At 62.2% G+C, this 16,910-nt stretch carries 17 protein-coding genes; 7 read left to right on the plus strand and 10 right to left on the minus strand.

Features of this window, described 5'->3' with window-relative positions:
* Nucleotides 1–74 precede the first annotated feature (74 nt).
* Genes ACZ9IU_RS13515 through ACZ9IU_RS13530 form a run of 4 tightly spaced genes read left to right on the plus strand, consistent with a single transcriptional unit; the run spans nt 75 to nt 4,374 of the window.
* Nucleotides 75–1,601 (plus strand): sugar ABC transporter ATP-binding protein, encoded by a 1,527-nt coding sequence (locus ACZ9IU_RS13515; RefSeq protein ID WP_038543719.1) that lies wholly within the window; start codon nt 75–77, stop codon nt 1,599–1,601.
* Complete coding sequence (locus ACZ9IU_RS13520) at nt 1,598–2,647, plus strand: ABC transporter permease (protein WP_038543722.1); 1,050 nt, start codon at nt 1,598–1,600, stop codon at nt 2,645–2,647. The genes ACZ9IU_RS13515 and ACZ9IU_RS13520 overlap by 4 nt, the downstream gene beginning before the upstream one ends.
* Nucleotides 2,644–3,630, plus strand: coding sequence for a galactofuranose ABC transporter, permease protein YjfF (gene yjfF / locus ACZ9IU_RS13525; RefSeq protein ID WP_080719173.1), 987 nt, complete (start codon nt 2,644–2,646; stop codon nt 3,628–3,630). Before ACZ9IU_RS13520 ends, yjfF begins: the two co-directional genes overlap by 4 nt.
* Nucleotides 3,631–4,374, plus strand: a complete 744-nt coding sequence (locus ACZ9IU_RS13530; RefSeq protein WP_038543725.1) for a FadR/GntR family transcriptional regulator — start codon at nt 3,631–3,633, stop codon at nt 4,372–4,374. It abuts the gene before it with no gap.
* A 6-nt stretch (nt 4,375–4,380) separates the two neighbouring features.
* Here ACZ9IU_RS13530 and ACZ9IU_RS13535 read toward each other — a convergent pair whose 3' ends face one another.
* The 5 genes from ACZ9IU_RS13535 to ACZ9IU_RS13555 all read right to left on the minus strand — a co-directional run bounded on the left by ACZ9IU_RS13535 (nt 4,381) and on the right by ACZ9IU_RS13555 (nt 9,562).
* On the minus strand, nt 4,381–5,529 hold the full coding sequence (locus tag ACZ9IU_RS13535; RefSeq protein WP_038543727.1) for a M20 family metallopeptidase: 1,149 nt from the start codon (nt 5,527–5,529) through the stop codon (nt 4,381–4,383).
* A 172-nt stretch (nt 5,530–5,701) separates the two neighbouring features.
* Nucleotides 5,702–6,562, minus strand: coding sequence for a shikimate dehydrogenase (locus ACZ9IU_RS13540; protein ID WP_038543729.1), 861 nt, complete (start codon nt 6,560–6,562; stop codon nt 5,702–5,704).
* Nucleotides 6,563–6,623: 61 nt separating this feature from the next.
* Complete coding sequence (locus ACZ9IU_RS13545; protein ID WP_038543732.1) at nt 6,624–7,637, minus strand: TRAP transporter substrate-binding protein; 1,014 nt, start codon at nt 7,635–7,637, stop codon at nt 6,624–6,626.
* A 70-nt stretch (nt 7,638–7,707) separates the two neighbouring features.
* A complete protein-coding gene (locus ACZ9IU_RS13550) occupies nt 7,708–8,988 on the minus strand; it encodes a TRAP transporter large permease (RefSeq protein ID WP_038543734.1) in 1,281 nt (426 codons plus the stop codon).
* A 10-nt stretch (nt 8,989–8,998) separates the two neighbouring features.
* A complete protein-coding gene (locus tag ACZ9IU_RS13555) occupies nt 8,999–9,562 on the minus strand; it encodes a TRAP transporter small permease (RefSeq protein WP_038543736.1) in 564 nt (187 codons plus the stop codon).
* A gap of 296 nt (nt 9,563–9,858) precedes the next feature.
* Between ACZ9IU_RS13555 and ACZ9IU_RS13560 the strand changes: the two genes are divergently transcribed.
* Nucleotides 9,859–10,497, plus strand: coding sequence for a TetR/AcrR family transcriptional regulator (locus ACZ9IU_RS13560; RefSeq protein ID WP_038543739.1), 639 nt, complete (start codon nt 9,859–9,861; stop codon nt 10,495–10,497).
* On the opposite strand, the gene maiA is transcribed toward ACZ9IU_RS13560, so the two are convergent.
* The 3 genes from maiA to hmgA form a co-directional block, all read right to left on the minus strand.
* On the minus strand, nt 10,494–11,144 hold the full coding sequence (maiA, locus tag ACZ9IU_RS13565) for a maleylacetoacetate isomerase (protein ID WP_038543741.1): 651 nt from the start codon (nt 11,142–11,144) through the stop codon (nt 10,494–10,496). The two genes, ACZ9IU_RS13560 and maiA, sit on opposite strands and share 4 nt — an antisense overlap.
* On the minus strand, nt 11,141–12,160 hold the full coding sequence (locus ACZ9IU_RS13570) for a fumarylacetoacetate hydrolase family protein (RefSeq protein WP_038543743.1): 1,020 nt from the start codon (nt 12,158–12,160) through the stop codon (nt 11,141–11,143). The genes maiA and ACZ9IU_RS13570 overlap by 4 nt, the downstream gene beginning before the upstream one ends.
* A gap of 86 nt (nt 12,161–12,246) precedes the next feature.
* Entirely contained in the window at nt 12,247–13,611 is a 1,365-nt protein-coding gene (hmgA, locus tag ACZ9IU_RS13575; protein WP_038543744.1) for a homogentisate 1,2-dioxygenase, read from the minus strand.
* A 79-nt stretch (nt 13,612–13,690) separates the two neighbouring features.
* Between hmgA and ACZ9IU_RS13580 the strand changes: the two genes are divergently transcribed.
* On the plus strand, nt 13,691–14,167 hold the full coding sequence (locus ACZ9IU_RS13580; RefSeq protein ID WP_038543747.1) for a MarR family winged helix-turn-helix transcriptional regulator: 477 nt from the start codon (nt 13,691–13,693) through the stop codon (nt 14,165–14,167).
* Here ACZ9IU_RS13580 and ACZ9IU_RS13585 read toward each other — a convergent pair.
* Nucleotides 14,164–14,643 carry an Lrp/AsnC family transcriptional regulator gene (locus ACZ9IU_RS13585; protein ID WP_038543748.1) on the minus strand — a complete coding sequence of 160 codons (480 nt, stop codon included), beginning with the start codon at nt 14,641–14,643 and terminating at the stop codon, nt 14,164–14,166. The two genes, ACZ9IU_RS13580 and ACZ9IU_RS13585, sit on opposite strands and share 4 nt — an antisense overlap.
* A gap of 124 nt (nt 14,644–14,767) precedes the next feature.
* On the opposite strand from ACZ9IU_RS13585, the gene hppD reads away from it, so the two are divergent.
* Entirely contained in the window at nt 14,768–15,883 is a 1,116-nt protein-coding gene (hppD, locus tag ACZ9IU_RS13590) for a 4-hydroxyphenylpyruvate dioxygenase (RefSeq protein WP_038543750.1), read from the plus strand.
* Nucleotides 15,884–15,957: 74 nt separating this feature from the next.
* Here the strand turns inward: hppD and ACZ9IU_RS13595 are convergent, their stop codons facing one another.
* On the minus strand, nt 15,958–16,908 hold the full coding sequence (locus ACZ9IU_RS13595) for an isoaspartyl peptidase/L-asparaginase family protein (protein WP_038543752.1): 951 nt from the start codon (nt 16,906–16,908) through the stop codon (nt 15,958–15,960).
* Nucleotides 16,909–16,910 lie beyond the last annotated feature (2 nt).

Here is a 16,910-nt window from a genome sequence, read left to right on the forward strand (position 1 = left end):
GAGCCGGGCGACTGCAGCAACCGGAGCGGTGCACCTCGCCGCTCCGGTTCTTCGATAGATGCGGGACTTTAGGCATGTCGGATACGAATTCACTTTTGGAAGCCCGGGGCATCGGCAAGGCCTTCCTCGGCATCACGGCGCTCGAGGGCGTGGATTTCACCCTCGAACGCGGCGAGATTCATGCTCTCCTCGGCGAAAACGGCGCCGGTAAATCAACGTTGATCAAGATTCTGACCGGGGTCTATAGCCGCGATCACGGCACCATGCGCCTCGATGGCGCCGAGGTGACCCCGTCGAGCGTCGCGGAAGCACAAGGCCTCGGTATCGGCACCGTTTATCAGGAAGTCAACCTCCTCGAAAACCTGACGGTCGCGGAGAACCTTTTCCTGGGCCGCCAGCCGCGCCGGTTCGGTCTGATCGACCGCCGCGAAATGCGCCGCCGGTCGAAGGCGCTTCTGGAGCGTTACGGCCTCGACATCGATGTCGACGCCCTGCTCTCGTCCTATTCCGTTGCCATCCGCCAGCTGGTCGCCATCGCCCGCGCCGTCGACCTGTCCGGCAAGGTTCTGGTGCTCGATGAGCCGACCGCCAGCCTCGATGGCCACGAAGTGGAGATGCTGTTTACCGTCCTTCGCCGGCTGCGCGAGGAAGGCCTCGGCATCATCATCATCACCCATTTTCTCAATCAGGTTTATGCAGTCGCCGACCGTGTCACGGTCTTGCGCAACGGCCGGCTCGTCGGCACCCGCAAGCTCCACGAATTGCCGCGGCTGGAGCTGATCTCGATGATGCTCGGCCGCGAGTTGCAGCACATCACCCGCGAACATCAGGCGCAGGAAGAAACCGTCGCCTCGACGGCCGAAGCGCCGATCCGCTTCTCGGGCTACGGCAAGCGCGGCAGCGTCGCACCTTTCGATCTGGACATCCGACCCGGCGAAGTGGTCGGCGTCGCGGGCCTGCTCGGCTCCGGCCGCACCGAGACCGCCTTCCTGCTTTTCGGCATCGACCGTGCCGACAGCGGCACCGCGACCGTCGACAACCAGCAGGTCGCCCTCTCCTCCCCGGAAGCGGCGATTGCCAGCGGCTTCGGCTTCTGCCCGGAAGAACGCAAGACCGACGGCATTATCGGCGATTTTTCGGTCGCCGATAACATCGCGCTCGCCGTCCAGGCCCGGCAGGGCTGGGCAAAGCCGATCTCCTCGCGGGAAAAGGCAGCGCTCGCGGAAAACTTCATCAAGTCGCTGGATATCCGGCCGGCCGACCCCAACAGGCAGATGAAATTCCTCTCCGGCGGCAATCAGCAGAAGGCGATTCTCGCCCGCTGGCTGGCGACCGAACCCCGTCTGCTGATATTAGACGAACCGACGCGCGGCATCGATATTGGCGCGCATGCGGAAATCCTGAAAATGATCGAAAAACTCTGCGCCGACGGCATGTCGCTGGTGGTCATCTCCTCGGAACTGGAGGAACTGACCGCCATCGCCCATCGCGTCATCGTGCTCTCCGACCGCAAACATATCGCCGAACTCAAGGGCGATCGGGTGACTGCCGACAACATCATGCAGGCGATCGCAGCGCCGGCCCACACGGAGGCCGCATGATGGACCGCTTCACCCGCCGGCTGAGACGGCTGGCACCCCAGATCGTCGCGCTTGCAGTCATCCTTGCCCTTATCACGGCAGTCGCGCCCGGCTTCCTCAACGTTTCGTTCCAGAACGGCCGGCTCTACGGCAGTTTGATCGATATCCTGGTGCGCGCCGCCCCCGTCGCGCTGCTGACGATCGGCATGACGCTGGTTATCGCCACTCGCGGCATCGATCTCTCGATCGGTGCGGTGATCGCCATCTGCGGTGCAGTCGCCGCGACGCTGATCGCACACGATTATCCGCTGCCGGTCGTGATCCTGATCTCGCTCGGCGTCGGCCTCGCCTGCGGCCTCTGGAACGGCGTGCTGGTCGCCCTCCTCGACATCCAGCCGATCATCGCCACGCTGATACTGATGGTCGCCGGCCGCGGCATCGCCCAGCTGATCACCGAAGGCGTCATCCTCACCTTCAACAATGACAGCTTTGCAGCGCTCGGTTCCGGTTCGCTGGGCGGCATTCCGATCCCGATCCTTATCTGGGTCTGCGCCGCTCTGATCATCGGCCTGCTGGTCCGCCGCTCGGCGCTCGGCTTCCTGATCGAGGCAACCGGCATCAACCGCCGCGCTGCGACCCTTGCCGGCGTGCGCGCCCGCTTCCTGCTGTTCTTCGTCTATGCGATCTCCGGCCTCTGCGCCGCCATCGCCGGCCTGATCGTCACCGCCGATATCCGCGGCGCAGATGCCAATAATGCCGGCCTCTGGCTTGAACTCGACGCCATCCTCGCTGTCGTCATCGGCGGCACCTCGCTGAACGGCGGACGTTTCTCGATCACCGCATCGCTGATCGGCGCGCTGATCATCCAGTCGATCAACACCGGCATCCTCGTTTCCGGCTTCCCGCCCGAATTCAACCTGATCATCAAGGCCGGCATCATCATGATCGTTCTGACCCTGCAGTCGCCGGCGATCATGGCGCTGCTCGGCTTCGTCAAGGCTCCTCGGCGCCAGGCCGAAACTGCATCCCGCGAGACATCCCACAAGGCGGAGGGAACGGTCCGATGATCCACACCCGCAACCTGCCCTTCGTCACCACGCTCGGCATCTTCGTCATCGCCTATGCCCTCTGCGTTCTGCAGTTCCCGAACATGCTGTCGACACGGGTGATCGGCAACCTTTTGACCGACAACGCCTTTCTCGGCATCGCCGCGGTCGGCATGACCTTCGTCATCCTGTCGGGTGGTATCGACCTGTCGATCGGCTCGGTGATCGCCTTTACCAGCGTCTTCGTCGCCGTCCTGGTCGGCTCGCTCGGTGTCCACCCGCTCGTCGCCTTCGCTGCAGTGCTGGTCGTCTCGACATTGTTCGGCAGTCTGATGGGCGCCATGATCCGCTATCTGGGCATACCGCCCTTCGTGGTGACGCTTGCCGGCATGTTCCTGGCCCGAGGCGCTGCCTATCTGATCTCGACGGAATCCGTGCCGATCAGCCACCAGATGATCGACACGATCCAGGGCTTCTATTTCCGCTTCCCGGGTGGCGGCAGGCTGACCGCGCTTGCCCTGCTGATGCTGCTGGTGTTCATCGTCGGAGCTTTCATCGCTGGCCGCACCCGCTTCGGCGCCAATGTCTATGCCATCGGCGGCAGCCAGCAATCCGCCGAGCTGATGGGGGTTCCGGTCGGCTCCACGACGGTCGGCATCTATGCGCTGTCCGGCTTCCTCTCGGGCCTCGCCGGCATTGCCTACACGCTCTACACCTCGTCCGGCTATTCGCTGGCGACGGTCGGCGTCGAGCTCGATGCGATCGCAGCCGTCGTCATCGGCGGCACGCTGCTCACCGGCGGCGTCGGCCTGGTCGCGGGAACGTTCATCGGCATTTTGATCCAGGGGCTGATCCAGACCTACATCGTCTTCGACGGCACGCTGTCGTCCTGGTGGACGAAAATCGTCATCGGCATCCTGCTCTTCGTCTTCATTGTATTGCAGCGCGGAATCATCTGGTATTCAAACCGGCGACTGGCCGAGAGCCGGCTGAAGGAGATCTGAGTGGGACTTCTGGAAACGACGATCAGTGGGCGAAAGCGCCGCAGCAACCACGCGCATGTGGTGGCGGAGCTCGGCCGGGGGATCGTTTCCGGCAAGATCCCGGAAGGTTCCCTGCTGCCCGGCGATACCGAGCTCTCCGCCCGTTTCGGCGTCTCCCGCACGGTGTTGCGCGAATCCATGAAGACGCTCTCGGCCAAGAGGCTGGTCGAAGCCAAGGCTAAGGTCGGCACCCGCGTGCTCGACAAGGCCAGCTGGAACTTCTTCGATTCGGACGTGCTCGGCTGGCGCTTCGAATCAGGGCTGGATTACGAATTCATCGAGCATCTGGCGGAAATGCGCATGGCGTTGGAACCGGCAGCAGCGGCAGCGGCCGCGTTACGCGCCTCCAGCGATGATATCGTTGCGCTCTACGCGATCGCCGCGAAATTCGACGACCTGTCCCACACGCCGGAAACCATCGCCAAGGTGGACCTGGAATTCCACCTTGCTATCGCCCGCATGTCGGGCAATCCGTTCATGCGCTCGGCAAGCGCGCTGATCGAGGCGGCGCTTGCCATCTCCTTCCAACTCTCCTCGCCCGCCGCCTCGCCGGAAAAGATCGATGAGGTCGCCACCAACCACCTGCGGATCGCCCATGCGGTCGCCTCGCGTGATCCTGACAGGGCGATCTCCGCCATGCGGCACGTCATCGAGGTCGGCAAGGTCCGCATCGCCAACTCGTTCGAAGTGACCTTGCCGGCCTGAGATAGGTTATCTCGCTTCGAGCGAGATCATCAGGTTGGCGAGCAGGGCGGTGCGCGGCGCAACGCTGCTGACGAAGATATGCTCGTTGAACGTATGGGCGCCGGCACCGTCTGCACCGAGCCCGTCGAGCGTCGGCACGCCGAGCGCTGCGGTGAAATTGCCGTCCGAGCCACCGCCCGTCGCCATTCCTTCGAGCTTGATGCCGAGGCCGTCGGCGATCTCAGCGGCAACATCGAAAAGGCGCTTGCCCTCGTCGGACTGCGCGAACGGCGGACGGTTCATCCGGCCATCGATTTCGAAAGTGATGTCCGGATCGACAGGTTTCATCGCCTCAATCTTGGCCGTGATCTCCCTGCCGATCACGTCGTCGGGAACACGAACGTCAACCTGCAGACGGCATTCCGCCGGCACCGTGTTGCGGCCGGTTCCACCCGCTATCGTCCCGACCGTGACGGTCACGCCGCGTTCGGTATCGTTGAGCGTCTCAAGCTCCAGAACCAGCCGGGCTGCGGCGCGAATGGCACTGCGGCCATCCTGCGGCCTCGTTCCGGCGTGCGAGGCATGCCCCCGCACGGTGACATCGTACATGGCGACCCCTTTGCGGGCGACGACGATCTTGCCGCCGTCGCGGGCGGGCTCGACCACCAGCGTGTAACCGGCGCTTTTCGCTGCCTCTTCCATGAACGCGCGCGACGACAGGCTGCCCATCTCCTCGTCCGGAACGAAGATCAGGTCGATCGGCATCTTGCTGCCGTGCCTGACGGCGAGCTTCATCGCCTCGAGCGCCATCAGCGCACCGGACTTCATGTCGTAGATGCCGGGGCCATAGAGTTTGTCCCCCTCCTGACGCAGCGGCAACTGATTGTCGATCACGCCGACCGCATGCACGGTGTCGAGATGCGCCAGTATCAAAACGGTCTTTTCGTTACTGCCGGCCGGGCGCGGCGAGCGGATCGCCAGGATATCGCCGAAACCGAGCGTGCCCGGCAGCCGTTCCGTCTTCAGACCAGCCGCCTTGCCGATTGCCTCGACCCGATCCGCCAATACATTGACCGCAACCGCATCGAGCGTCGGCGTCTCGATCTCGACCCACTGCTTCAGCTCGTCGATAAGAGCCTTGTCGTCGATGTCTTTGGCGGAAATGGCAAGCGTCATGAGAAATTACCTTGGGCGTTCTTCGGCAGGCGGGGGTGATGCCGCAGAAGGTGCGGCCCGGCCACTATAGTCGGCCAAGCCAGGATCGCCAGACCCAGCGCCGAGGCGAGCGGCAAAAATCGCAGGCGCCCAGATGGGCACTATGTGACGATCAGGGCCGGACGATTTTCCGTCAGACTGTCAGTGCCTTGAAATGCTGGAGCATGCGGGCCGCATCCGGTTCCCGGCCGGTGAACAGCTGAAAAGCGCCGACCGCCTGGAAGACGGCCATGCCGCCGCCGTTCAGCACCCGGCAGCCCCGCTCCCTGGCCACTTTCAAAAGCTCGGTATCGAGCGGGAAATAGACGATCTCCGCGACCCAGTGATGCGGCTGGAGAAGCTCCGGCGGCAGCGGCACACCTGGATATTTGGCCATTCCAGTCGGCGTCGCATGGATGATGCCCGAGACATCCCGCATCGCCGAAGCAATATCCGGTGACGCCGTTATGGATGCCTCCGGAAAAAGAACCGACATCGTTTGCACAAGCTGCTCCGCCCGATCGGGCTCGCGGTCGAACACCGTGAGCGCCGTGAGGCCAAGCGACAGGATCGCATAAGCCGTCGCAACGCCCGCGCCCCCGGCGCCGATCTGAACCGCCGCACTCAGATCGGCGCCCGGCAGGCCGCGCCGGAAACTTTCCGCAAATCCCCACCAGTCGGTATTGTGGCCAAACCGCTTGCCGTCCTTCAGCACCACCGTGTTGACGGCGCCGAGCGCCCGCGCCTCGTCGGAGAGTTCGTCGAGATAGGGAATGACCACCTGCTTGCAGGGATGGGTGATGTTCAGACCAATCAGCCCGCGCGCTTCCGCATCGTCCAGGAGATCAGGCAGGCTGCTGGGCGTCAGGCCGAGCAGATTGAGATCGATCAGCTCATACTCGTAGCGGAAGCCTTGAGCTGCACCTTCCTTCATATGCATGGCCGGCGTCAGCGAGGCCTGGATGCCGGCGCCGATCAGCCCGGCCTTCAAGGGTTTCAGCAATGTCTCGGCCATGGGTGTAGCGCCTCATTGGATGGAAAAGCCGGTCCGCCTGAAAGACGGACCGGCAGGCATGTTACTTCTTGCGGGCGGCGTCCAGTTCCTTGAAGAGCAGCGACACGGTATCGGCACCCACGTCGGCGCTGAACTTGTCGATCAGCGGCTTCACGGCATCGCGGATCTTCTGGGTTTCAGCGGCGTTGAGCTCGGTGACCTGCATGCCGGTCTTCTTGATCTCGTCGAGCGCTTTGGCATCCGCTTCGCGGGAAACCTTGCGCTGGAAATCGCGCGCTTCCGTCGCAGCCGACTGGAGAATGCCCTTCTCCTCATCGTTGAGGCCGTCCCAGAACTTCTTGCTGATCAGCACGATCTGCGGATTGTACTGATGACGGGTGACGGTCAGGTACTTCTGCACTTCGTAGAACTTGGCGTTGATGATGTTCGCGAACGGATTTTCCTGCCCATCGACCGTGCCGGTCTCAAGCGCGGTATAGAGTTCCGTATAGGGCAGCGGCACGGCATTGGCACCGAGGCTGTTGAACAGCTCGATCGGGATCGGCGACTGCAGCGTACGGATTTTCAAGCCCTTGATGTCTTCGAGCTTGGTGACCGGGCGGCGGTTGTTGGTGAGGTTGCGGAAGCCGAGTTCCCAATAGGCGAGACCGACGAGGCCCGTCGCCGGCAGCTTGTCGGAAAGGCTCTTGCCGAAGGCACCGTCCATCACCTTGTCGGCTTCCTCGCCGCTGTTGAACAGGAACGGCAGGTCGACCGCACCGAACGCCTTGACGTTGCTCGACAGGATGCCCGCGTTCAGCACCAGCATCTCGACCACGCCGCCCTGCAGGGCGGAAACGGTCTGCACGTCGCCGCCGAGCACGCCGCCGGGAAACAACTTGATCTCGATCTTGCCGCCGCTCTTCGCCTTGACTATCTCGGCGAATTTTTCCATGCCGGTGACCTGCGGATGGCCCTTATTGTTGGCCGCCGCGAATTTCAGCGTATGCGCACGGACTTCGGCGGATGCCGTGCCGGCAAACAGCATCACCGGCAGGGCGATCCCGAGCGCCAGTTTCATCATCGTGTTGAACATGTTTTCCTCCCACTGGATGGCCGGGTCCCCCGCGGCCGGTTGATATGCACTTGGCAGAAACTCCCCGGCCTCAATGCCCGAACCAGGCGACCGGCACGGTCACCAGTTGCGGGAAGAGGACGAGAAGGAAGAGAACGATCAGCTCGGCGATCATGAAGGGCATCACGCCCTTCATTAGGTCTTCCATCGACAGCTTGGAGACGCCGCAGATGACGTTGAGGACGGTGCCGACCGGCGGCGTGATCAGGCCGATCGAGTTGTTGATGATGAACAGCACGCCGAAATACACAGGATCGATGCCGGCCTGCTTGATGATCGGCATCAGCACCGGCGTCATCACCAGAATGGTCGGCGTCATGTCCATGGCGGTGCCGACGACGACGATCAGCACCATGATGGCAAGCAGCAGCAGCGTTTGGTTGTCCATCAGCGGTTCGATGAGCTTGACGAGATCGCCGGGCACGTCAGCAACCGTGATCAGCCAGGCGGAGACCGCCGCGCATGCGACCAAGAACATCACCACCGCGGTGATCTTCGCTGCCGCCACGAGGACGTTGAAGAGTTCGGATGGCGCCAGTTCGCGATAGACGACCATCGATACGAACAGCGAATAGACGGCAGCCACGACGCCCGCTTCGGTCGGCGTGAACACACCTAACTTCAGGCCGACGATGATGATGACAGGCAGCATCAGCGCCCAGATGCTGTCGACGAAGGCCTTCATTCGGAGTTCGCGACTCTGGCGCTTCGGCAGTTCGAACTGCTCCTTGCGGGCGACGATCAGCCAGGCGATGCAGAGTGCCACCGCGATCAGCAGCCCCGGAACGATACCGGCGAGGAAGAGCTTGGTGATCGAGACGCCGCCGACGACGCCGTAGAGGATGAAACCGATCGACGGCGGAATGATCGGCCCGATAACCGAAGCCGATGCCAGAAGACCGCCGGTCCGTGCCGGGTCATGGCCCGATTTGATCATCATCGGATAGAGAAGCGCGCCGAGCGCCGCAGCGTCGGCGACAGCCGAACCGGATAGGCTCGACAGGACGCAGGCGGCGAAGATCGCCACGAAGCCGAGACCGCCGCGCACATGGCCAACGAGCGCCATGGCGAGATTGACGATACGCTTCGACAGGCCGCCGGTATTCATCACCTCGCCGGCCAGCAGGAAGAAGGGAACCGCCATCAGCGGAAAGCTGTCGGCACCGTTCAGCACGTTCTGGGCGACGATCTGGGCGTCGAAAATGTCCATGTACATCATCAGCGCAACACCGCTGAGGATGAGCGCGAAGGCGATCGGCACGCCGAGCGCCATGGGGCCGAGAAGGGCGCCGAGGAAAATGGTGAGCGTCATCGGTCTCTCCTCAGGCCTTGGTGATGCCGGCGGCGACCGCGGCTTCCGGATGATTGTCGAGGGCCACTTCCTCCTCGCTGTCGCGCACCAGTTGGGCGGTTGCGATATCGATCCGGCCGGTGGCCACCTGGAAGGCATCCCAGAGAATGATGAGGAAGGTCGGAACCCCGAACGCGAGGCCGGCGCCGTAGAACCAGCCCATCGAAATGCCGGTCGCCGGCATGGTCGCTGGCAGGTTGATCAGCGTCTGCGTCCAGCTTCCGCTGATCATCAGCCAGGTGGCGACGAGCATCAGCCCCTGCCCCATCAGCACTGCAATCCTGGCACCTGTCGGCGGTAACCGCTTCAGAAGCGAATCGACGCCGAGATGGCCATGTTCGCGCATCGCGACAACCCCACCGAGGAAGGTAAGCCAGATGAAGAAGACCCGCGACAGCTCTTCTGAGATGGTGATGCCCTGGTTGAAGGCATAACGCAGCACGACATTGCCGAAGACCAGCACCACCATGCCTGCCAGAAGCAGGGCTATGACGACCTTCAGCACAAGGAATAAGAAATCGATGATCCGTGTCATTTCCAGTCCTCCCCAGGCTCCGTCATCGGATAGCGACGGTAGCGACTGCAAATACAGTCACCCGTCCAATCCGTTTGACAAGATAGCCTCCGCCGGGACCGCCTCCTCAGGGATCGATCGGCAGAACAATAAAATGTACGAACTAGTGAGTATGTCAAGCGCGATCTATTGAAAGCGACGCGCAAGCCCGTTATGACTTTGGAAAAAATGCGGAAATTCGATGTGAACGATCGAGCGTCCACAATGCCCGCTTCTCTAAGCACGGGCGGTACGCAACGGCAAAGGCGGCTTTGAGGATGGCGGCGAAACGCGAAAACGGCAGGAAAAACGATCCACAGCGCACCCAGGAAAACATCCTGGACGTCGCGACGGAGGAGTTTGCGACTCACGGGCTTGCCGGCGGCCGCGTCGATGCGATCGCGGAGAAGACCCGCACCTCGAAGCGGATGATCTATTATTATTTCGGCAGCAAAGAGGGGCTCTATCTCGCCGTTCTCGAGCGAGCCTACCGCAAGATCCGCACGCTGGAAGAGGACCTGCAGCTTTCCAACCTTCCGCCGGAACAGGCGCTGCGGGTGCTGATCTCGACAACCTTCGAACATGACGAGGCCAATCCGGAATTCGTCCGGCTGGTCAGCATCGAGAACATCCACCACGCCGCGCACATGCTGCGGTCCGAGGCGATCCGCGACCTGAACGTCTCGGTCATCGAGACCATTGCGGCGATCCTCGATCGCGGCGTCGCGGCCGGTGTATTTGCCCGGAAAGCCGACCCGATCGACATTCACATGCTGATCAGTGCCTTCTGCTTCTTCCGCGTCTCCAACCGTTATACGTTCGGCACGATCTTCCGCCGTGATCTTTCGGAACCGGCGACCATGGAGCGCCACAAGGGCATGATCGCCGACGCGGTGATCAGCTACCTGAAGACTTAGCGAACCGCTCTGTCGGGACGGGCATTGTCGGGATGGGCGTTGGCGAACGGTTTCAGTTCGGCGCAACGGTCGGCGATCTCGACAAGTTTCGGGCAGGCCGAAAGATCGACGCTCCAACGCCGCGCGTTGTAGACCTGCGGCACGAGACAGATATCCGCCATGCTCGGCCGGTCGCCATGACAGAACGCGCCGGTCGAGGGTGAGTCGAGCAACACTTCGAACGCCGCCAGCCCCTCGCCGATGAACTTCCGCATCCAGGCAACGCGCGCCTCTTCTCCGCCGCCGGTGATCGACATGACATGGGCGCCGACATGCGAATTGCAGACGGGGTGGATTTCCATGGCGATGACATAGGAAAGCGCCCTCACCCGCTGCCGGCCGACGGAATCGCCCGGCAGGAAGGCGCCGCCGCGTGTTTCGTCGAGATATTCGATGACCGCCAGCGACTGGGTGAATGTGTGCCCGTCGATCTCCAGCACCGGCACCAGCCCTTGCGGATTGCGGGCGAGATGCTCCTGCGACCTGTGTTCCCTGGCGAGAATATCGACTGGAACCGAACGGTATGTTTCGGTGACCATGTTGAGGGCGATCCTCAGCCGATAGCTCGCCGAGGACCGCCAGTAATCGTAGAGAACCGTATCGGTCATCCTGCCTTCTCGTATTTCGTCACGGTCTGCTCGATCGCACCGAAGATCGAATGACCCTTGTCGTCCTTCATCTCGATCCGCACCGTATCCCCGAAATGCAGGAACGGCGTCTTTGGAGCACCTAGATTGATCGTTTCGATCGTGCGGATTTCGGCGATGCAGGAATAACCGGCGCCGCCATCGGCGACCGGCTTACCGGGTCCTCCGTCGAGCTTGTTGGAGACGGTGCCCGAACCGATGATCGTGCCGGCGACCAACGGCCGTGTCTTGGCCGCATGGACGATAAGCTGCGGGAAATCGAACGTCATGTCGACGCCGGCATTGGCCCGGCCGAACGGCTTGCCATTCAGGTCGACCTTGAGCGGTAGCAAAAGCTTACCGCCATCCCAGGCGGAACCCAACTCGTCCGGAGAGACCGCGACCGGCGAGAAGGCTGAAGACGGTTTCGACTGGAAGAAGCCGAAACCCTTGGCGAGTTCGGATGGGATCAGCCCGCGCAAGGAAACGTCGTTGACGAGAAGCACGAGACGGATCGCCTCCCGCGCTTCATCCAAGGAAGCCCCCATCGGCACGTCGCCGACGATCACCGCGATCTCGCCTTCCATATCGGCGCCCCAGGCCTCGTCACCGAGCGGGATCGGATCGCGCGGCCCGAGAAAGCTGTCGGACCCGCCCTGGTAGATCAGCGGATCGGTCCAGAAGTTCTCCGGCATGTCGGCATTGCGCGCCCGGCGTACCAGCTCGACGTGATTGACGTAAGCCGATCCGTCCGCCCATTGATAGGCGCGCGGCAGCGGCGACGCCGCGTCATGTTCGTGGAAACGGATGGTCGGCTGCGCACCGGTCTCGATACCGTCCGCCACCCGTTCGAGCCGCGGACCGACATATGCCCAGTCGTCGAGCGCCGCCTGGAGTGTCCGGGCGATATGACCGACCTCCGAGCACTGGGTGAGGTCTTTCGAGACGACGACCAGACGGCCGTCGCGGGTGGAATCCTTCAGTGTCGCGAGCTTCATGAATGAGTGTTTCCCGTTTTATCGTTGGTATTGCTCCCAGAATGTGAGCAGATCGCGCAAGAAGGCAACCGTAATGTCGCGCCGCCTCACTTGATCCCCGGCGTACCGTCGAACTTTCGTTCAAGCCCGGACCAGCAATCCACGTAATCGTCCTGCAGCGTCTCCAGTTCGGCGGCGAATTTGGTGAGCTGCTGCGGGAAACGGGTCTCGAACATGAAGGCCATGGTGTTCTCAAGCTTGACGGGTTTCAGCTCGCCGTTAGAAGCCCTTTCGAAGCCGGTGAAATCCGGCCCGTGCGGCAGCATCATGTTGTGCAGGCTCATGCCGCCGGGTACGAAACCCTCCTCCTTGGCGTCGTAGCGGCCATAGATCAGGCCCATGAACTCGCTCATGATGTTGCGATGATACCAGGGGGGCCGGAACGTATGCTCGGCCACCAGCCAGCGCGGCGGGAAGATCACGAAATCGACATTGGCGGTTCCCTCCTCTCCCGAGGGAGCGGTGAGAACCGTGAAGATCGACGGATCGGGATGGTCGAAGAGAATCGCGCCGACCGGCGAAAAGGTGCGCAGGTCGTATTTGTAGGGTGCATAATTGCCGTGCCAGGCCACCACGTCGAGCGGCGAATGGCTGATCTCGGTGACATGGAAGGAGCCACACCATTTTACATGCACCCGGCAGGGCGTTTCCTTGTCCTCGTAGGCCGCCACCGGCGTCTTGAAATCGCGCGGATTGGCAAGGCAGTTGGCGCCGATCGGCCCGCGATCCGGCAGGGTGAACTTGGCGCCGTAATTCTCGCAGATATACCCGCGCCAGACCTTTTCCTCGCCGAGCCGGGTCACCTTGAACATGGTTCCGCGCGGGATGATGCAGATCTCCGAAGGCTCCAGATCCATCTTGCCGAGTTCGGTGAAGACGCGGATCGAGCCCGTCTCCGGCACGATCATCATTTCTCCGTCGGCATTGAAGAAATAATCGTCCACCATGTCTGTGTTGAAGACATAGACATGCGCCGCCATGCCTGACTGGGAGAGCGCATCGCCCGCCGTCGTCATCGTGCGGATGCCTTCGAGGAAATTCAGCTCCTCCGTCGGCGCCGGCACAGGGCTCCAGCGAAGCTGGCCGAGCGCCAGCGAATGTTCCGCGATGTGAGGTGCCGTCTTCCACAACGGATAGTCGATCTTCCTGAACCGGCCGGTATGGCGCACGCTCGGGCGGATGCGATAGAGCCAGGAACGCTCGTTGGTGCCGCGCGGCGCGGTGAAAGGCGAACCGGAGAGCTGTTCCGCGTAAAGCCCGTAATTGCATTTTTGCGGGCTGTTCTGCCCCTGCGGCAGGGCACCGGGCAGGCTCTCGGTTTCGAAATCGTTGCCGAAGCCGGGCATATAGGCGAGCGTTTCGACATTCGCCCCGGTGAATTGCGTGGCGTTCGGATCGATCTTGTCCAGCATGGCTTGTTTCCTCCCATGATGACGATATGGTTGCAAACGTAACCATTATTTTTGTAACCATCAACGCCCGATCAACGTCATGACGACTGATAGTTTCGCCCTCGAACAGTTTCTCCCCTACAGGCTCAACCGCGCCGCCGAATTCGTCGGCCTGCGTTTTGCCGCCCATTACAAAGCGAAATACGGCATGACTCGGCCGGAATGGCGCACGCTTGCAGCACTCGGCAGTTCGGGCCGCATGACCTCGAAAGCTGTCGGCAGTCATTCCTCCATGCACAAAACCAAGGTCAGCCGCGCCGTCTTCGCGCTCGAACAACGCCGCTGGCTGAAGCGCAGTCAGGACGATGCAGACCGGCGGGTCGAGCATCTGGAACTGACCGCCGCCGGGCAGCAAGCCTATCGGGAGCTGATCGAGCTCGCCCGCCGCTATCAGACCGAACTGGAGGCGGAATTCGGCGAGAGCGGCATCGAGGCTTTGTCGAACGGCCTTGCCGCAATCGAGCAGGTCATCCGCCGCTCGGGCAAGGGAAAGCCGTCGGAGCCGGACGATCTTTAAGACTTGGCGGGCTTTTGAATCGGAATCCCACCAAAATCCTTCAACACGCTGAGAACGATCGATGTTTTGACATGCTGCACGCTCTCGTGCGGCAACAATATGTCGTTGACGAAATGGGAGAGGCCCGCCAGATCGCGCGTCACCACCTTCAGGTGATAGTCCATCTCGCCGGTCAGCGAGAAACATTCGAGCACTTCCGGCAGGTCCTCGACAAGGCGCGCGAACCGCTTGGCATTGTCCCGGTTATGGGTGGCGAGCGTCACGGCGATCACGACCAGAAGGTCCAGGCCGAGTTTCTGGCGGTTTAGGTGTGCACGATAGGTCTGGATGAACCCCTCGCCCTCGAGCCGCGCCCGGCGGCGCGAACATTGCGACGGCGACAGCGCGACGAGTTCCGACAATTCGTTATTGGTCAGCCGCCCATCAGTCTGCAGATGGCTCAAGATCTTCAGGTCATATCCGTCCAGCGCGTCCATCGTGCATGCAACTCCTCAAATCCGCACACTTCATGCACAAATCGAGCAGAACATCGCCAAGATTGCAAGCACAATGCGTCCGTCCTGCATCATCATGATGATCGAATGACAGGAGGAGTTTGCCATGGGTCCTTTCCCGCACGACGCACCGGTTTCGCAGATTACCGCCGATAACCCGGCCGGCACCGACGGTTTCGAATTCGTCGAATTCGCCCATCCCGAACCGCAGAAGCTGGAAGAGCTGTTCACCCGCATGGGCTACAGGCCGGTGGCGAAACACAGGACGAAGAACATCACCGTCTGGCGCCAGGGCGACATCAATTACATCGTCAATGCCGAGCCGGGCAGCCACGCCATGCGCTTCGTCGATGAGCACGGCCCCTGCGCGCCGGCGATGGCCTGGCGCGTCGTCGATGCCAAGCACGCCTTCGACCACGCGGTCGCCAAGGGTGCCACGCCTTATGAGGGCAAGGACAAGACGCTCGACGTGCCGGCCATCGTCGGCATCGGCGGTTCCCTGCTCTATTTCATCGAAACCTATGGCGAGAAGGGGTCGGCCTATGAGGCCGAATTCGAGTGGCTGGGCGAACGCAATCCCAGGCCCGAAGGCGTCGGTTTCTATTATCTCGACCACCTGACCCACAACGTCTATCGCGGCAACATGGACAAGTGGTGGGATTTCTACCGCGAACTCTTCAATTTCAAGCAGATCCACTTCTTCAACATCGACGGCCGCATCACCGGCCTCGTCAGCCGGGCGATCACCTCGCCCTGCGGCAAGATCCGCATCCCGCTGAACGAGTCGAAGGACGAGACTAGCCAGATCGAGGAATTCCTGAAGAAATACAAGGGCGAAGGCATCCAGCACATCGCGGTCGGCACCGACGGCATCTACGAAGCGACCGACAAGCTCGCCGAAAACGGGCTCAAATTCATGCCCGGCCCGCCGGATACCTACTATGAAAAGTCCGGCGCCCGCGTGCACGGCCATGACGAACCCATCGACCGCATGAAGAAACACGGCATCCTGATCGATGGCGAAGGCGTGGTCGATGGCGGCATGACCAAGATCCTGCTGCAGATCTTCTCGAAAACGGTGATCGGCCCGATCTTCTTCGAATTCATCCAGCGCAAGGGCGACGAAGGGTTTGGCGAAGGCAATTTCCGCGCCCTCTTCGAATCCATCGAGGAAGACCAGATCCGCCGCGGCGTCCTGAAGCCGCAGCAAGCTGCCGAATAACAAGAGCAGTTCCAGAGGGTGCGAAAGCCCGGCGGTCATTCCGCCGGGCTTTTTATATCGAAAGCTCTGCCGGTTCAGGGCGTGACCGGGAAAACCTCGCCATGGGTGGCAACGTAGAATTCGCCTTCTGGCGTCACCCAGCCGCGGAACATGCCGTCCGTGTTGTAAGGCGCGGTGATCGAGCCGTCAGCGCCGACCGCCACGAGTCCGGCCCCGATATCGTGCTGCTTCAGGTCCTCCTGGATGACCTTTGCGGCGGCCTTCTCAAGGCTCTCGCCGAGATAGGAGACGCGGGCCGCCACTTCATGGCCGACGGCATAACGCATGAAATATTCGCCCTTGCCGGTGCCGGAAACGGCGCAGGCCCCGTCCCGTGCGTAAGTTCCGGCGCCGATGATCGGCGTGTCCCCAATGCGGCCTTCCGGCTTGTTGTTATAGCCGCCGGTCGAGGTCGCCGCCGCCAGATGCCCGGCCCCGTCGAGCGCCACGGCACCGACGGTGCCGTGCTTTTCAGACTCGCTGGCTTTCGCCGCCGTGCCCGCAGCGGCATGCACCTTCATCGCCGCCAGCGCCTTGACGCGGCGCTCGGTGGTGAAATAGTCCGGCTCGACCATATCGAGCCCCGCCTCGCGGGCGAAATCGTCGGCCGCTTCGCCGCCGAGCAGGATCGCATCGCCCTTTTCCATGATCTTGCGGGCCGCCTTGATCGGATTGCGGATGCGTCGCACCAGCGTCACCGCGCCGGCCTCGAGCGTGCGGCCATCCATGATCGAAGCGTCGAGTTCATGCTTGCCGTTGGTGTTGAGGGCCGCGCCATAACCGGCGTTGAAATGCGGCGAATCTTCCATGACAACCACAGCCGCCTGCACCGCGTCGAGCGCCGCGCCACCTGCGGTCAGGATTGCCCAGCCGGCTTTCAGCGCCCGTCCGAGATCGACGCGGGCCGCCGCCCATTCCTCGTCGCTCAGGTCGAGCTTCGCCATGACGCCGCAGCCGCCGTGGATCGCCAGCGCAATCTTTCCCATCA

Source organism: Mesorhizobium sp. USDA 4132, assembly GCF_056279545.1.